General features: G+C 66.2%; 11 protein-coding genes. 5 read left to right on the top strand and 6 right to left on the bottom strand.

What is annotated here, in order from left to right:
- Positions 1–62 precede the first annotated feature (62 nt).
- Positions 63–1,238 (bottom strand): TetR/AcrR family transcriptional regulator, encoded by a 1,176-nt coding sequence (locus AAFP35_RS00930; RefSeq protein ID WP_419219634.1) that lies wholly within the window; start codon positions 1,236–1,238, stop codon positions 63–65.
- A gap of 130 nt (positions 1,239–1,368) precedes the next feature.
- Between AAFP35_RS00930 and AAFP35_RS00935 the strand changes: the two genes are divergently transcribed.
- The 4 genes from AAFP35_RS00935 (at position 1,369) to AAFP35_RS00950 (ending at position 6,977) form a co-directional block, all read left to right on the top strand.
- Positions 1,369–2,580, top strand: a complete 1,212-nt coding sequence (locus AAFP35_RS00935; RefSeq protein ID WP_419219635.1) for an acetyl-CoA C-acetyltransferase — start codon at positions 1,369–1,371, stop codon at positions 2,578–2,580.
- Positions 2,581–2,616: 36 nt separating this feature from the next.
- The gene (locus AAFP35_RS00940) at positions 2,617–4,791 is read left to right on the top strand and encodes a 3-hydroxyacyl-CoA dehydrogenase NAD-binding domain-containing protein (RefSeq protein ID WP_419219636.1); all 2,175 of its coding nucleotides are present in this window, start codon (positions 2,617–2,619) and stop codon (positions 4,789–4,791) included.
- A gap of 381 nt (positions 4,792–5,172) precedes the next feature.
- Positions 5,173–5,739: an SPFH domain-containing protein gene (locus tag AAFP35_RS00945; protein WP_419219637.1), complete on the top strand. Its 567-nt coding sequence runs from the start codon at positions 5,173–5,175 to the stop codon at positions 5,737–5,739.
- 545 nt (positions 5,740–6,284) lie between these two features.
- Positions 6,285–6,977: a slipin family protein gene (locus AAFP35_RS00950; protein ID WP_419219638.1), complete on the top strand. Its 693-nt coding sequence runs from the start codon at positions 6,285–6,287 to the stop codon at positions 6,975–6,977.
- 159 nt (positions 6,978–7,136) lie between these two features.
- Here the strand turns inward: AAFP35_RS00950 and AAFP35_RS00955 are convergent, their stop codons facing one another.
- The 3 genes from AAFP35_RS00955 to AAFP35_RS00965 all read right to left on the bottom strand — a co-directional run bounded on the left by AAFP35_RS00955 (position 7,137) and on the right by AAFP35_RS00965 (position 11,493).
- A complete protein-coding gene (locus AAFP35_RS00955; RefSeq protein WP_419219639.1) occupies positions 7,137–7,994 on the bottom strand; it encodes an alpha/beta fold hydrolase in 858 nt (285 codons plus the stop codon).
- 328 nt (positions 7,995–8,322) lie between these two features.
- Positions 8,323–9,279 (bottom strand): R2-like ligand-binding oxidase, encoded by a 957-nt coding sequence (locus tag AAFP35_RS00960; RefSeq protein ID WP_419219640.1) that lies wholly within the window; start codon positions 9,277–9,279, stop codon positions 8,323–8,325.
- Between the two features lie 159 nt (positions 9,280–9,438).
- On the bottom strand, positions 9,439–11,493 hold the full coding sequence (locus AAFP35_RS00965; protein WP_419219641.1) for an MMPL family transporter: 2,055 nt from the start codon (positions 11,491–11,493) through the stop codon (positions 9,439–9,441).
- A gap of 164 nt (positions 11,494–11,657) precedes the next feature.
- Here AAFP35_RS00965 and AAFP35_RS00970 point away from each other — a divergent pair, with 164 nt between their 5' ends.
- Complete coding sequence (locus AAFP35_RS00970) at positions 11,658–12,785, top strand: NDMA-dependent alcohol dehydrogenase (RefSeq protein ID WP_419219642.1); 1,128 nt, start codon at positions 11,658–11,660, stop codon at positions 12,783–12,785.
- 73 nt (positions 12,786–12,858) lie between these two features.
- Here the strand turns inward: AAFP35_RS00970 and AAFP35_RS00975 are convergent, their stop codons facing one another.
- Positions 12,859–13,326: an ion channel gene (locus AAFP35_RS00975; RefSeq protein WP_419219947.1), complete on the bottom strand. Its 468-nt coding sequence runs from the start codon at positions 13,324–13,326 to the stop codon at positions 12,859–12,861.
- Positions 13,327–13,404: 78 nt separating this feature from the next.
- Entirely contained in the window at positions 13,405–15,492 is a 2,088-nt protein-coding gene (locus AAFP35_RS00980; protein ID WP_419219644.1) for a M13 family metallopeptidase, read from the bottom strand.
- Positions 15,493–15,502: the final 10 nt, after the last annotated feature.

Genomic DNA, 15,502 nt, shown 5'->3' on the forward strand with positions numbered 1-15,502 from the left:
TCTCGATATGCCGCGTCGATGGCGCTCGGCTCGGTGGGCGCCCGCCGGATCGCCATGTTGCGTCAGACGTCCAGCACGCCCTTCATCAGATAGGCCATCTGGGCACCGAAGTCGGGTCGACGGATGCCGCGACGCATGCGGACGGCATCGTTGACCACGCTCAGTGCCGCATGCACGGCGATCGTCGCCCGCTGCCGGGACAGGTCGGGGTCGGCCTGCATCAACAGGTCCACCCACCGGGCCACGTAGCGCCGCTGCACGTCCACCAGGTCGATTGCAGTCGGCTGGCCAGAGAGGGCGTAGGAGTTGTTGAACGCCACCGACAGGTCGGGCGTCGAGGTGATCACGGCGACGTAGGAATCGACGAGCAGGGCAAGCAGTTTCGCCGGATCCGCGGTGGACGCGTATGCGGCCATCACTCCGGCCTCGAGTCGGGTGGCGCTGCGCTGGCCGATGCCGAGCAGGATCGCGAGTTTGGAGCTGAAGTGCTTGTAGACGCTCGGGCCGGTGATGCCGACGGCGGCCCCGATCTCGTCGACGCCGACCCCGGAATAGCCGCGGAGGGCGAACAGCGCTGCCGCGGCATCGAGGATCTCGTCGCGTCGTGTCGGCTCGCCTGCGCCCGGGGGCGGGGTCGGCGGTAGCGGCGGCGCGGACGTGGGACGCAAGGCGATCACCCGACGCACGAGGACGTCGATCTCGTCGAGCGTGCGGGTCGTCGACATGCGGGTGGTGTGCACCGACAGGCTGCCCGCGACGCTCAGCACCGCCCAGGCCAGGGTGACGGCTTCGCGTTCGGTCAGATCGGTGCCCTCGGCGAGTGCGCGCGCCCACCGGTGCAGGATCTCGCGGGTGCGCAGCACCACCTCACGGTTCTGGTCGTCGGAGAGGTGCTGGCTCGCCCATCGCCACAGCGAGGTCGACTCGGGGCGCTTGACCCCGAGCGCGCACACGGCGGTGATGAGCTCGGTCGTCGGGGTGTCGGCCCCGGTGTCGAGCGCGCGGTCGGTGCAGGTCTCGAGGTCGTCGACACCGGCGAGTACCGCGGCGGCCAGCAGTGCCTGCTTGTCGTCGAAATGCCGATAGACCGACGGCGCGGTCACCCCGGCTGCGCGAGCGATGTCGGCGACGGAGACCTGCGTGTACCCGCGGTCGGCGAACAGCACCGCTGCGTGGTCGAGGAGCTGCCGCTTACGGTCCGCGGGTCGCGTGCGCCGGGCAGGTTTCGGGGTAGGCATGGTGAATCGACCATAGCGCATTTCTGGGAATTGCAATGAGGTGCTGACCACCCGGTATGGCCAAACAAGTTATTCCGCGTTAGCCTGGTGCGGTAACCACACATGGTTCATGCGAAAGGAAGCACTCAACGTGGCTGATCAAGCATTCATCTACGAGGCGATCCGTACGCCCCGTGGCAAGCAGCGCGGTGGCTCGCTGCACAGCGTCAAGCCGGTCGACCTGGTGTCGGGTCTGATCAACGAGGTCCTGGCCCGTCACGGCAGCCTGGATCCGGCCGAGATCAACGACGTCGTCCTCGGCGTCGTGTCGCCGGTGGGTGAGCAGGGTGCGGTCATCTCCCGCACCGCCGCTCTGAACAGCGGTCTGCCCGAGAGCGTCCCCGGTACGCAGATCAACCGCTTCTGCGCCTCGGGTCTGGAGGCCACCAACCTGGCCGCGGCCAAGGTGGCATCCGGCTTCGACGATCTGGTCCTCGCCGGTGGTGTCGAGTCGATGTCGCGCGTGCCGATGGGCAGCGACGGCGGTGCCCTGTTCACCGACCCCGCAACCGCGTACGACAACTACATCGTCCCGCAGGGCATCGGTGCCGACCTGATCGCCACGATCGAGGGCTTCTCCCGCGAGGACGTCGACGCCTTCGCGGTCGAGTCGCAGAACCGGGCCGAGAAGGCCTGGACCTCCGGCTACTTCGCCAAGTCGGTCGTCCCGGTGCGTGACATCAACGGCGTCATCGTGCTCGACCAGGATGAGCACCGTCGTCCGGGCAGCACCGTCGAGGGCCTCGGCAAGCTGAAGGCCGCCTTCCAGGCGCTGGCCGACATGGCAGGCTTCGACGACGTGGCGCTGCAGAAGTACCACAGCGTGGAGAAGATCAACCACGTGCACACCGGCGGCAACAGCTCGGGCATCGTCGACGGCTCCGGCCTCGTGCTGCTCGGTAGCGAAGAGGCAGGCAAGCGCAACGGCCTGACCCCGCGCGGTCGCGTCGTCACCTTCGCCGAGATCGGCTCCGAGCCGACCATCATGCTTACCGGCCCCACCCCGGCCACCGAGCTGGCACTGAAGAAGGCCGGTCTGACCGTCGACGACATCGACGTCTTCGAGCTCAACGAGGCGTTTGCGTCGGTTGTCATGAAGTGGATGAAGGATCTGAAGATCCCGCACGAGAAGGTCAACGTCAACGGCGGCGCCATCGCCATGGGCCACCCGCTCGGCGCCACCGGCGCGATGATCTTCGGCACCTGCCTCGATGAGCTCGAGCGCACCGGCGGCCGCTACGGCCTGGTGACCCTGTGCATCGGCGGCGGCATGGGTGTCGCGACCATCATCGAGCGTCTCTGATCCCACTTCTCACGACAGAAAGACATTCCAAACACCATGAGTGACAACATGTTCAACTGGGAGAAGGACGCCGACGGAATCGTCGTCCTGACCATGGACGACCCGAACCAGGGTGCCAACACCATGAACGACCTGTTCATGAAGTCGGTCCCCGAGATCGTCGACCGCCTCGAGGCCGAGAAGGACGACATCGCCGGTGTCGTCATCACCTCGGCCAAGAAGACCTTCTTCGCCGGTGGCGACCTGAAGGACATGAGCAGCGACCGCGGCTCGCAGTCCAAGGAAGAGATCGCGACCGCGATCACCGAGAGCACCAACAACATGAAGAAGGTGCTCCGCCGGCTCGAGACGCTCGGCAAGCCGGTCGTCGCGGCGATCAACGGTGCCGCGCTCGGCGGTGGCCTCGAACTGGCCCTGCATACCCACCACCGCATCGCGGCCGACGTCAAGGGCAACCAGATCGGTCTGCCCGAGGCGACCCTCGGTCTGCTCCCCGGCGGCGGTGGCGTGGTCCGTACCGTGCGTCTGCTCGGTATCCAGAACGCCCTGATGGGTGTCCTGCTGCAGGGACAGCGGTTCAACCCGACCAAGGCCAAGGAGACCGGTCTGGTCGACGAGGTCGTCGGCTCGGTCGAGGAACTGCTGCCCGCGGCCAAGGCGTGGATCAAGGCGAACCCCGAGGCGCAGCAGCCGTGGGACGTCAAGGGCTACAAGATCCCGGGCGGTGCCCCCACCAACCCGGCCTTCGCCGCCAACCTCCCGGCTCTTCCGGCCTTGCTGCGCAAGCAGATCAAGGGCGCGAACATGCCGGCTCCGCGTGCCATCCTGGCCGCCGCGGTCGAGGGTGCCTACGTCGACGTCGACACCGCCGACATCATCGAGACCCGCTACTTCGTCTCGCTGGTCACCGGTCAGGTCGCGCAGAACATGATCAAGGCGTTCTTCTTCGATCTGCAGCACATCAACAACGGTGGGTCGCGTCCGGACGGCTACCCGAAGTACACCGCCAAGAAGGTCGGTGTGATCGGTGCGGGCATGATGGGCGCCGCGATCGCGTATGTGTCGGCCAAGGCCGGTATCGAGGTCGTGCTCAAGGACATCGACATCGATGCCGCCAAGCGTGGCAAGGGCTACGCGGAGAAGCTCGAGGAGAAGGCTCTTGCCAAGGGCAAGACCACTCAGGAGAAGAGCGACGCGCTGCTCGCCCGCATCCAGCCGACCGTCGACCCCGCCGACTTCAAGGGCGTCGACCTGGTCATCGAGGCCGCCTTCGAGTCGGTCGAGGTCAAGCACAAGGTGTTCCAGGAGATCGAGGACGTCGTCGAGCCCGACGCCGTGCTCGGTTCAAACACCTCGACCTTGCCGATCACGATCCTCGCCGAGGGTGTGAAGCGGTCCGAGGACTTCATCGGAATCCACTTCTTCTCGCCCGTCGACAAGATGCCGCTGGTGGAGATCATCAAGGGAGAGAAGACCTCCGACGCCGTCTTGGCCAAGGTCATCGACTACACCCTGCAGATCCGCAAGACGCCGATCGTGGTCAACGACAGCCGCGGCTTCTTCACCAGCCGGGTCATCGGCACCTTCGTCAACGAGGCGATCGCGGCCGTCGGCGAGGGTGTGGAGCCGGCCTTCATCGAGCATGCGGGCACCCAGGCCGGTTACCCGGCCGCGCCGCTGCAGCTGATGGACGAGCTGACCCTCACGCTGCCGCAGAAGATCCGCAAGGAGACCGAGGCAGCGCTGGCCGCCGAGGGCAAGGCGATCCCGGAGCACGGCAGCAACGCCGTCGTGGACTGGATGGTCGAGAACGGCCGTACCGCCAAGAAGGACGGCAAGGGCTTCTACGACTACGACGAGAACGGCAAGCGCGCCGGTTTGTGGCCGGGTCTGCGTGATCACTTCAAGTCGGGCAGCACCGAGATCCCGTTCGAGGACATGAAGGAGCGGATGCTCTTTGCCGAGGCTCTCGAGACGGTGAAGTGCTTCGACGAGGGTGTGCTCACCTCGGTCGAGGACGCCAACATCGGTTCGATCTTCGGTATCGGCTTCCCGGCGTGGACCGGTGGTGTCATCCAGTACATCAACCAGTACGAGGGTGGACTGCAGGGCTTCGTCGACCGGGCCAAGGATCTGGCGTCGAAGTACGGCAAGCACTTCGAGCCGCCGCAGTCGCTGGTCGACAAGGCTGCCAAGGGTGAAAAGTTCTAGGGGTGAGAAGTTCTGATCTGAGTTGATCACCGAAGGGGCCCCGATCGGACGTTGTCCGGTCGGGGCCTTTTCGTCGCTTCTCGGCTGTGGGTGCGGTGCTCGAATCGGGGGAGCGAACCCGAAATCGGGGGAGCGAACGGTGCCGGTCGGGTCGGGCTCGGCCGAGGACGCGGTGACCCGTGACCCGGTGTTGATCTTCGAGATTCGGGACGTATGATCTCGTTGTCAGTTTCTGATGCAGGACAACTCCCTGAGGTAAACCTCCCTTGATTCACGCTGCCCCCGGGCGCGCGGAACGGGTCATGTCCTGTGCCGGAAAACTCGGCGATGATGACCCACGTCGATCGACATGTCGTGCGACGCAACGAAAGGAGGCCCGCCATGTCCTGGTTCAGCATCTTCGATCGCACATCGGTCGAACCCGGACACGCCGTTCTCGAGTACCGCGAGGGAAGACCCGCGCGCGTGATCCTGGCCGGAACGTATGTCCGGCGGGCCGACGCGCTGTACGTGGTCGTCGACATGCGAGAACGCACGATGACGGTGGCGTCGCAGGAGATCATGACGGCCGACGCGGTCTCGGTGCGAGCCTCGCTGACGATGCGGGTCGTCGTGGTCGACGCCGTGGTGTTCACCGAGCGGACCGTCGATCCGATGGCGGCGGTCTATCTCGCTTCGCAGACCGCGCTGCGTGACCTGTGCGGTTCGATGCGGTCTGCGGAACTGGCCGACGACAGCGCCCTCGACACCGAAGCGATCCGGGTCGCGGCAGCGCGGGCCGCCGACGCCGTCGGGCTCGACGTCCTGGACGTGGCCGTGCGGGACATGAGCGTCGCGGGCGAGAGTCGGCCCGCGCCGTTGGAGATGATCACCGCGAGGGCGCATGGCCTGGTGGAGTCGGAGGCCCCGGTCGAACCGATGCGGGGCACGACGCCGAGCACCCGGTGACGTTGTCACCCAATCGTTTCCCGACCGTTCGCCTGTCCTCTTCGCTCCCGTTGCTCGACATCTGACCCGACGTCGGCCATGCAGCGAGCTCGAGTGAACCGCTCCCGATCACCTGATCGGGAGCGGTTCTGTTACGTCCGGGCGGCAGCGCGTCATCTCCCGGTGCCGGGCCGGGACACATCCGGTCGAGAGGTTGAGCGGATGACGGCGTGGCCGGTCGAATAATCGGTTGCGTGCCGGGATCGCCGGTGGCAGTGTGATCGCTCGGCAGCGGAAGGGCAGCCGAGGGCGGGGTACCGCAATCATGTTCTGTGCGTTTCACTTCCGTCGCCACTCCATGGCAAAGGACAACAGTCCCGAGGTTCGAGTCCTCACTTCGACGCCGCCCCCGGGAGTACGGGTGCGGTCGGTCCAGCGGGCACCGTCACCGAGTACGACTACGGATGCCCCCATCGGCCGGCCCGCCCGCGGGTGGCGTCTGCCGGAGCACACACAACCGAATATCCATCGACATGTCGTGCGACACAACGGAAAGGAGGCTCGCCATGTCCATACTCACCACGTTTTCCACCCGCCGTTCGGTCGAACCCGGCCACGCAGTGCTCGAGTACCGCGGCGGCAATCCCGCCCGGGTCCACCGCGCAGGCACCTACGTCGAGCGAGCCGACGCCCGCTACGTGGTCGTCGACCTCCGCGAGCGCCTCGTGTCCGTGGCGCCGCAGGAGGTTCTGACCGCCGACACCATGTCGATCCGGATCACGATGACGATCCGCGTCATCGTCGTGGACCCGATCGCCTTCACCGAGCGTGCCGTCGATCCGATGGCGTCCATCTATCTCGCCGCACAGATCGCGCTGCGTGATGTGTGCGCGGCACTCGGTTCGGAGGATGTGATCGGCCGCGGCGACGCGGTGGACGCCGCAACGATTCGGGCCGCGGCCGCGACGGCGGCCGGTCCGGTCGGTGCGGAGGTGCTCGATGTGATCGTCAAGGACGTGATCGTGCCGAGCGAGGTCCGGGCGGCCGCGCTCGAAGTGATCACGGCGAAGGCTCGTGGTCTGGCCACGTTGGAGGCGGCTCGCGCCGAGACGGCCGCGCTGCGGGCACTGGCCAACGCAGGTCGACTGCTCGACAGTCACCCGGCGCTGGCACAGCTGCGGCTGGTGCAGTCCGCGCCGTACGGCTCGCGGATCGTGTTGTCCGTGGGCGGTGCCGAGGTGTCGACCGACGCAGAGTGAGGCCGGGGTGCGTATCGAGGCCGGTGGGTTTGGCCTCGATACGCACGCTCGGCTTGCGCCTCGCGGGCTACTCGGCCGGCAAAGGGGGACGCGTGGCGTGTGTTTTGCGGGTTGCTCTGCCGGGGTTGCTCGGCTGGCGAGTGGGTTAGCTCTGGCGGGTCAGCGGGCGAGGAAGGCGGCGACGGTCGCCTCGAAGGCGTCCTTGGCCTCGATCATCACCCAGTGGCCGCACTTGGGGAAGACGTGCAGCTCGGCGTCTGGAATCAGCCGCATCGGAACCATCGCCATGTCCGGCGGGCTGACCCGGTCGTCGCGTCCCCAGGTCAGCAGGGTGGGGCAGGCGACCTTGTGCATCATCGCCCAATAGGGCGCGATGTCGGCGTCGGCGAGGAACTTCTGCTGCATCTCGAAGGCAGCGGACCCGTACATGGCCTTCCCGGTCGCCAACGCGTCCGGGTTCATCGCGGCTTCCCACCGTTCCTCGATGAGCTGTTCGGTGACGAGTGCACGGTCGTAGACCATGCCGTTGAGCCAGCGGATCAGCTTCTCGCGGTCCGGATCGTCGGCGAACTCCTGCAGCAGTCGCAGGCCCTCGCTGGGGCTGGGACTGAACACATTGGGGCCGACGCCGCCGATGGTGACGAGCTTCTCGACCCGGTCGGGCTTCTTGATGGCCAGGTTCACGCCGACGACGCCGCCCATCGAATTGCCGATCATGGGTGCGGACTCGATGCCGAGCGCATCCATGAAAGCGATGACCGATTTGCCCGCGGTCAGGACCGGCATGCCCTCCCACGGATCGCTGACGCCGAACCCGGGGAACTCGATGATGTAGCAGTGGTGGGTTCGGGCGAAGAACTCCAGGTTGCCGCGGTAGTTGCGCCAGCCGGTCACTCCCGGCCCGGATCCGTGGAGCAGGATCAGCGGCGGGGCATCGGCGGCGCCTGCCTCGTGGTAGTGCAGCGTGCCCTGATCGGTGGTCAGTTCGCGTTTGGTCGCGTCGTAAGTGACATCCACACGATCAGGTTAGAACGTGTTCTAGTTTGTTGTCGACGGGTGGGCTTGATCTCGATACGCTCGCTCGGCTTGCGCCTCGCGGGCTACTCGATCGGCGAGGACGCGGGCTCTTTGATCGGCGAGGAAGTGGGCTCTGCGGTCGGCGAGGAAGTGGGTTCTTTGGTCGGCGAGGAAGTGGGCTCTGCGGTCGGTGGGGGACGGGGCTGTTCGGTCGGCAAGGAAGCGGGCTCTTTGATCGGCGAGGGATAGGGCTACTCGATCGGCGAGCAAGCGGGCTCTTTGATCGGCGAGGGTTCGGGCTGCTCGATCGGCAAGGAAGCGGGCTTGGTCAGGCTCCGAGGGAGTTGAGGTCCTCTTCGCCGAACTGTTCTTCGAGTTCCTCGGGGGAGTAGTCGAGGTCGATCTCGCCGACCGGACGACCTCGTGCCGACTCGATGGCGCCGAGCCGTCGTTGTCCGCGGTCGGCGGCGTATGCGATGAACTCGTTGTTGTCCAGGCCGTAGGGCTGTTCGTCGAACTGGTCGTTGACCCAGTTGATCATGCCCAGGGCCAGCGGCATCAACTCGGCCATCCGTTCGGTGACGACCTCCCACAGGGCGTCGTCGCCGGCGACGTGTCGACGGCAGGTGAACGTGCCCCAGGCCATGTGGCGCCGCTCGTCGTTGCCGATGAACCGGATGAGTTTCTGCATGCCGGGGAAGATCCCGTGACGCGAGCACACCGTCTGCCAGGCGTGGTAGCCGGTCAGGGCCAGGCTGCCCTCGACGACATGGTTGTAGGTGACACTGGCACGGACCTGGTTGGCCGGCGACGGGTCGCGGTCGAGGATCTGTAGCGATGCCGGCAGCTCCTCGTAGAACAGCTGGCGATAGTAGGGATTGTCGGCGACGAACGACTGGAGGTCTCCGCGCAAGCCGACCGCGTCCATCCACATCCGGAAGACCTGCGTGTGCTTGGCCTCCTCGAAGCAGAACTGCGTCAGGTACATCTCGTCACCGAATCGGCCTTCGGCGGCCATGGCCTTCATGAAGGGCTGGATGTCCTGGGTGACGGCTTCCTCGCCCGCGATGAACTGACTCACCAGATAGGTCGTCGACCGTCGTTGCTCATCGGTGATGTCGAGCCAGTCCTGGGCGTCCTGTCGGAAGTCGATGGCGGCCGGATCCCAGAAGCGCGCATTGCCTTTGACGAAGAGCCGCAACGGAAACGAGTCCCAGTTGAAACCCCCGCTGCGCAGTGACGCGAAGTCCTCGCGTGTACCGGCCTTGTGTTCGGCAAGAGTCATCTCGGATCACCAGCTAACGATCTTGGGGCGATGTTCTGACGCTAGCTCGACAACTGCTCAGGCGGGGTTGATTTCACCGAACTCTAAGGATTTCATCACGATACCGTGATGACCGACTTGTCTGTTACCGGCGGGAAGTCGGAATGGATCGCGAAACACTTAGCGCGACAAAGGATTCGGCCACCACACTCGTTTCCCGATGTCGAGGGTCAGTGCGGGCACCAGCAGGGTGCGCACCACGAGCGCGTCGAGGAGGACGCCGAAGGCCACCAGGAACGCGATCTGTGCGAGGAAGAGCAATGGGATCACAGCGAGTGCGGCGAAGGTCGCCGCGAGCACGACGCCTGCGGAGGTGATGACACCGCCGGTCGCGGTGAGTCCGCGGATCATGCCGGACCGTGTGCCGTGTATCGCCGATTCCTCGCGCACCCGGGTCATCAGGAAGATGTTGTAGTCGATGCCGAGCGCGACGAGGAAGACGAACGCGAACAACGGGACGACCGGGTCGGCCCCGGCGAAGTCGAACGGTCCGTTGAACAACAACGCGGCCACACCGAGAGTCGTGGCGAACGACAGGACCGTCGTCGCCAGGAGCAGTATCGGCGCGACGATGCTGCGCAACAGGAGCATCAGGATCGCGAGCACCACCACGAGCACGATCGGGATGATCAGGTTGCGGTCGTGGATGGCTGTGGTCCGGGTGTCCAGATCGATCGCGGTGGCCCCGCCCACCTGGGCATTCGCGCCCTCGATGTCGCCGACCGCGGAGCGGATGTCGCGCACCGTGTCCTGCGCGGCCAGGGATTCGGCGTTGTCGGTCAAGGTTGCCTGCACGGCCACCCGGCCGTCGGCGACCACCGGGCGGCCCGACTCCTCGACGAGGGACGCCGACGCGACCCCGGGTACGTCGCGGACGGTGCCGAGGACGGCGTCGGCCTGGCTGTCGTCGGCGATGACCCAGGTCGGTGAGCCGCTGCCCGCGTCGAAATGTCGCGCCTGGATCTGCGCGCCCTCGACCGACTCGACCGAACCGAGGAAGTAGTCGGTCTGGGCGATGCCGTCGGAGCGGAACGTCGGCGCGAAGGCGGCACCGACCAGGAGCACGATGAGGGTGCCGATCCAGATGACCCGCGGGCGGGCGGCCACCCGATCGGCGATGCCGGCCCAGAATCGGTGGGTGCTGCCGGGTTCGGAACTGTCGACGTGTTTGGGGGCCAGGGGCCAGAACGCGGTACGTCCGAGCAGCGTGAGGGCGGCGGGCAGGAAGGTCATCGAGGCGAGGAACGAGGCGGCGATGCCGATCGCCGCCACCGGGCCGAGGCCACGGTTGGAGTTCAGGTCCGAGAAGAGCAGGCACAACACACCGAGGATCACGGTGCCTGCCGACGCCGCGACCGGTTCGATCGTCGCGCGCCACGCGGCGCGCAGGGCAGCATGTTTGTCGTCGGTTCTGGTCAGCTCCTCGCGGAAGCGGGCCACCAGCAACAGCGCGTAGTCGGTGGCCGCACCGAACACCAGGATGAACAAGATGCCCTGGCTCTGCCCGTTCAACACGAGGATGTCGTTGTCGGCGAGCAGGTAGATGATGCCGGAGGCGAGACTCAGCGCGAACACCGCGGAGATGATCACCACAAACGGCAGGATCGGGCTGCGGTAGACCACGATCAGGATGGCGATCACGACCGCGCCCGCCACCAACAGGAGGAGGCCGTCGATGCCGCTGAACGCTTCGCTGAGATCGGCGATCTGCCCGGCGGGACCGGTGACGGCGACGGTGAGCCCGTCCGGTGGCGAGGCGAGTGCGGAACGTAGCGTCTCGACGGTGTCCCCGGGCTCGCCCGCCGAGGACACGGGGACGAACATCTGCGCGGCCTGACCGTCCGACGACGGGATCGGCGGCGAGAAGGTGGGGCCGAAACCGTCGCTGCCCGCGAGGGGGTCGGTGGCATCGGTGAGGAAGGCGCGGTCGGCCGCGGTGAGCCCGGTGTCACGTTCGGCGATCACGATCGCGGGCACGGTCGAGGTGTCCGAGAAGTCGCCGAGTACGTCGTTCACCTCGGTCGATTCGGCCGACGCGGGCAGAAACGTGCTGTTGTCGTTGCTCGCGACGCCGGCCAACTTGCCGGCGTACGGCCCGGCGACGGCACCGATGGCGATCCACGCCAGGAGTAACAGAGCAGGGATCAGCCAGCGCAGTCGGGGCCTTGTCGCCATGAGGTAATGCTCGCACGTGTCACACCCCGTCGGCGGGTGAGGTGTGCACGCCGGCCAAACACGTACCGCCGCAGTGTGACTCGCGATTTCATATGCACGTGTGCGCATATCCGACAACCATGTGACTCAGATCTCATGAAGCAGTCGAGAAAGGGGTGCGTGAGATGAGGACCAAAGGGGCGATTCTCCGGAATCCGGGCGAGAATTGGCAGATCGAGGAGTTCGATCTCGATGATCCGGTGGCGGGCGAGGTCCAGGTGAAACTGGTCAGTTCGGGGTTGTGCCACTCCGATCACCACCTGCGTACCGGCGACAGTCCGGCACCCATGCCCGTTCTCGGCGGCCACGAGGGTGCCGGCGTGGTGACCAAGGTGGGGCCGGGTGTCACCCGGCTCAAAGAGGGTGACCACGTGGTCACCGCGTTCATCCCCGCGTGTGGCGTGTGCGAACCGTGTTCGCGGGGCGATCAGAACTTCTGCGACGAAGGGGCTCGCCTGCTGAGCGGGCTGGCGATCTCCGACGACACGCACCGCGCGCACACCACCGACGGTGACGGGCTGACCCAGATGTGCCTGTTGGGCACCTTCGCGCCGTACATCACGGTCAACCAGGCGTCACTGGTGAAGATCGAGGACGACATCCCGCTGCAGCAGGCCGCGCTGCTCGGCTGCGGCGTCGCCACCGGCTGGGGTTCGGCGGTGGAGATCGGCGGCACACACGCCGGTGACGTCGTGGTGGTCGTGGGCGTCGGCGGCGTCGGGATCAACGCGGTGCAGGGTGCACGCGCAGCAGGTGCGCGCATCGTCGCCGCGGTGGATCCGGTGCCGTTCAAACTCCAGATGGCGGAGAAACTCGGGGCCACCCACACCTTCGCGTCGATGGAGGACGCGTTGCCGGTCATCGGCGAGATCAGCTGGGGCCGCATGGCCAACACGACCATCCTGACGGTCGGTGAGATCGACGGGTCGATGATCCAACCCGCGCTGAGCCTCACCGGTAAGGGTGGTCAGGTCATCGTCACCGGGATGGGCAACTTCTCCCAGTCCGATGCGCAGATGAACCTCTTCGAGTTGACCCTCCTGCAGAAGCGGGTGCAGGGTGCCATCTTCGGCGGCGCCAGCCCCCGCACACAGGTGCCGACCCTCCTCAACGAATACCGTGCGGGCCGACTGAACCTCGACGATCTCGTCACCCAGACCTACCGGCTGGACCAGATCAACGAGGCCTACGACGACATGTTGGAAGGCAACAACATCCGCGGCATGGTCGTGTACTCCGACGACGATTACTGACGGACACCGCGCCGACGCGCCGGCGGACGACTGTCGTCCGCCGGCGCGACCGTGCCGGGCCGCCACGCGCTGATCAGCGCCGGACCCGGGTACTGACCAGCACGTTCAGGAAGCGGATGCCGAGGCCGAGCAGCACCAGGGTGCTCGCCATCTGGATCGACACCACCACCCGCGCGGCCTGTGACGTCGCGGCGATGTCTCCGAATCCCGTCGTGGTGAACACGGTGAGGCAGAAATACAGTGCGTCGACCCGGGTCAGGCGTTCGTTGAAGCTACTCTGCCCGTAGTCGGACATCAAGAAGTACGCCGTCGCGAACGTCACGATGTAGAAGGCGGCGAGCGCGACGAGCATTTCGACGGCCGTGGCCACCGGGTACGGCGAGCGGATGAAATGCCGTACCTCCCAGAGGCAGAACAAGCCGAGCAGGACGGTCCCGACGATCAGCCCGACCAGGTTGAAATCGCTCGTACGGTTGATCGGCAGCAGGAAATAGCCCACCAACAGGATCACTGCGGCCAGGATCGGCCGCAACAGCGCCATCGCGACCTCACGACGGCCGACACGTCTCGGTAGGTCACCCGGTGTGCCGGCCGTCGCGGCGTCGAACGTCACCGACGTCTACCAGATCCGGACGCGCGCAGACTCGTCGAGATAGAGCTTGTCGCCGGCCGTCACATCGAATGCGTCGTAGAACGCATCGATGTTGCGGACCACGCCATTGCACCGGAACTCCGGTGGCGAGTGCGGATCGATCGAGAGCCGACGGATCGCCTCGGCGTCACGGGTCTTGGTGCGCCAGATCTGCGCCCAGCTGTAGAAGACGCGCTGGACACCGGTCAATCCGTCGATCGTCGGGGGCGCTTCGCTCGCCTCGCTCGCTTGGCTCCCGGCGTCGGTGACATTCGACCCGCTCGCTTCGCTCCCGGCGTCGGTACTGGGATTCGACCCGCTCGCTTCGCTCCCGGCGTCGGTCGCCAGCCGGTAGGCGACCAACGCAATCGACAGACCACCGAGGTCGCCGATGTTCTCGCCGATGGTGAACTCGCCGTTGACCTTGTACTGGGGGTCGAGGCCGTCCGGCGTGAAATCGCTGTACTGGTCGATGAGTTTACGTGTCCGCGTACCGAACTCGGCGCGGTCATCGTCGGTCCACCAGTCCTTGAGGTTGCCGTCGCCGTCGTACTTGGCGCCCTGGTCGTCGAAGCCGTGTCCGATCTCGTGGCCGATCACCGCGCCGATCCCGCCGTAGTTGGCGGCATCGTCGGCGTCCGGGTCGAAGAACGGCGGCTGCAGGATTGCTGCGGGGAAGACGATCTCGTTCATGCCGGGGTTGTAGTAGGCATTGACCGTCTGCGGCGTCATGAACCACTCGTCGTGGTCGACGGGCCCGCCGATCTTGGCGAACTCACGGTCCTGTTCGAACGACGATGCGCGGGCCACGTTGCCGATGAGATCCCCGCGGTCCACGCACAGCGAACCGTAATCCCGCCACTTGGCCGGGAAACCGATCTTCGGGGTGAACTTCTCCAGCTTCACCAACGCCTTCTCCCGGGTGGCCGGTGTCATCCAGTCCAACTCGGAGATGTTGCGGCGGTACGCGGCCACCAGATTGTCGATCAGCTCGTCCATCCGGGCCTTGGCCTCTGGTCCGAAGTGCTTGTCCACGTAGAGCTTTCCGACAGCGAATCCCATCGCGTCCTCGACGAAGGCAACGCCGCGCTTCCACCGGTCCCGGATCGACTCGGCCCCGGTCAGGGTGCGGCCGTAGAACGCGAAGTTCTCGTCGACGAACTCCGACGACAGGTAACCGGCGGCCGAGTGCAGCAGACGCCACGACAACCAGGTCTGCCACTGCGCCAGTGGCCGCGAGGTGATGAGCTCGGCGGCGCCGCTGACGAACGACGGCTGCCCGACGACGATCTCGGCGAAGGTCGAATCCCCGGTCGTGCCCAGTCCACCCAGCCACGCATCGGCGTCGAAACCGGTTGCGGAGTCGGTGAACTCGGCGATGGTCATCAGGTTGTAGGTCAGGTCGGCGTCGCGGCGGCGCACCACGTCCCAGTGGTGGCCTGCGAGTGCGGTCTCCAGTTCGAGGACGATCTGCGCGCGCTCGGCCGCATCGTCGAAACCGGCCAGCGTGAACATCTTCTCCACGTGCTGCTGGTAGCTCGCGCGGGTCTGCGCGTGCTTGTCCTCGCGGTAATACGACTCGTCGGGCAGCCCGATGCCGGACTGGGCGAGATGTACCAGGTACCGGTCGGACTGTTTGGCGTCGGTGTCCACGTAGAACCCGAACAGACCACCGACGCCGTGGCGCTGCAGGCGGCCGATGCGGTGGCTGAGCTCTTCGATCGACGAGATCGCGGCGATCTTGTCGAGTTCGCCTCGGATGGGCCCGATACCGAGGGCGTCGATGTGGTCGGTGTCCATGAACGAGGCGTACAGGTCGCCGATCTTCTGCGCGTCGGTCCCGCTCTGCGGATCGGAGGCCGCACATTCGGTGATGATGTCGCGCACGTTCTCCTCGGCCCGGTCACGCAACACGTGGAACGCGCCGTCGACCGACCGGTCGTCGGGGATCACGTGGCTACGCAGCCACTTGCCGTTCACATGGGCGAACAGGTCGTCCTGGACCCGGATGTCGTCGTCGACCCAGTCCAGATCGATTCCGGAAACTTGCGAGGTGTCAGTCTGTGAAGCGGTCACCCGTCCATCC

The sequence above is a fragment of the Gordonia sp. CPCC 206044 genome, assembly GCF_048537895.1.
Classification (GTDB): Bacteria; Actinomycetota; Actinomycetes; order Mycobacteriales; family Mycobacteriaceae; genus Gordonia.

What these genes read in the sequence shown, in the direction of transcription:
- AAFP35_RS00945 (WP_419219637.1), top strand. Translation starts at nt 5,173, where the DNA reads ATGTCCTGGTTCAGCATCTTCGATCGCACATCGGTCGAACCCGGACAC.
- AAFP35_RS00960 (WP_419219640.1), bottom strand. Translation starts at nt 9,279, where the DNA reads ATGACTCTTGCCGAACACAAGGCCGGTACACGCGAGGACTTCGCGTCA.
- AAFP35_RS00970 (WP_419219642.1), top strand. Translation starts at nt 11,658, where the DNA reads ATGAGGACCAAAGGGGCGATTCTCCGGAATCCGGGCGAGAATTGGCAG.
- AAFP35_RS00950 (WP_419219638.1), top strand. Translation starts at nt 6,285, where the DNA reads ATGTCCATACTCACCACGTTTTCCACCCGCCGTTCGGTCGAACCCGGC.
- AAFP35_RS00965 (WP_419219641.1), bottom strand. Translation starts at nt 11,493, where the DNA reads ATGGCGACAAGGCCCCGACTGCGCTGGCTGATCCCTGCTCTGTTACTC.
- AAFP35_RS00930 (WP_419219634.1), bottom strand. Translation starts at nt 1,238, where the DNA reads ATGCCTACCCCGAAACCTGCCCGGCGCACGCGACCCGCGGACCGTAAG.
- AAFP35_RS00975 (WP_419219947.1), bottom strand. Translation starts at nt 13,326, where the DNA reads ATGGCGCTGTTGCGGCCGATCCTGGCCGCAGTGATCCTGTTGGTGGGC.
- AAFP35_RS00940 (WP_419219636.1), top strand. Translation starts at nt 2,617, where the DNA reads ATGAGTGACAACATGTTCAACTGGGAGAAGGACGCCGACGGAATCGTC.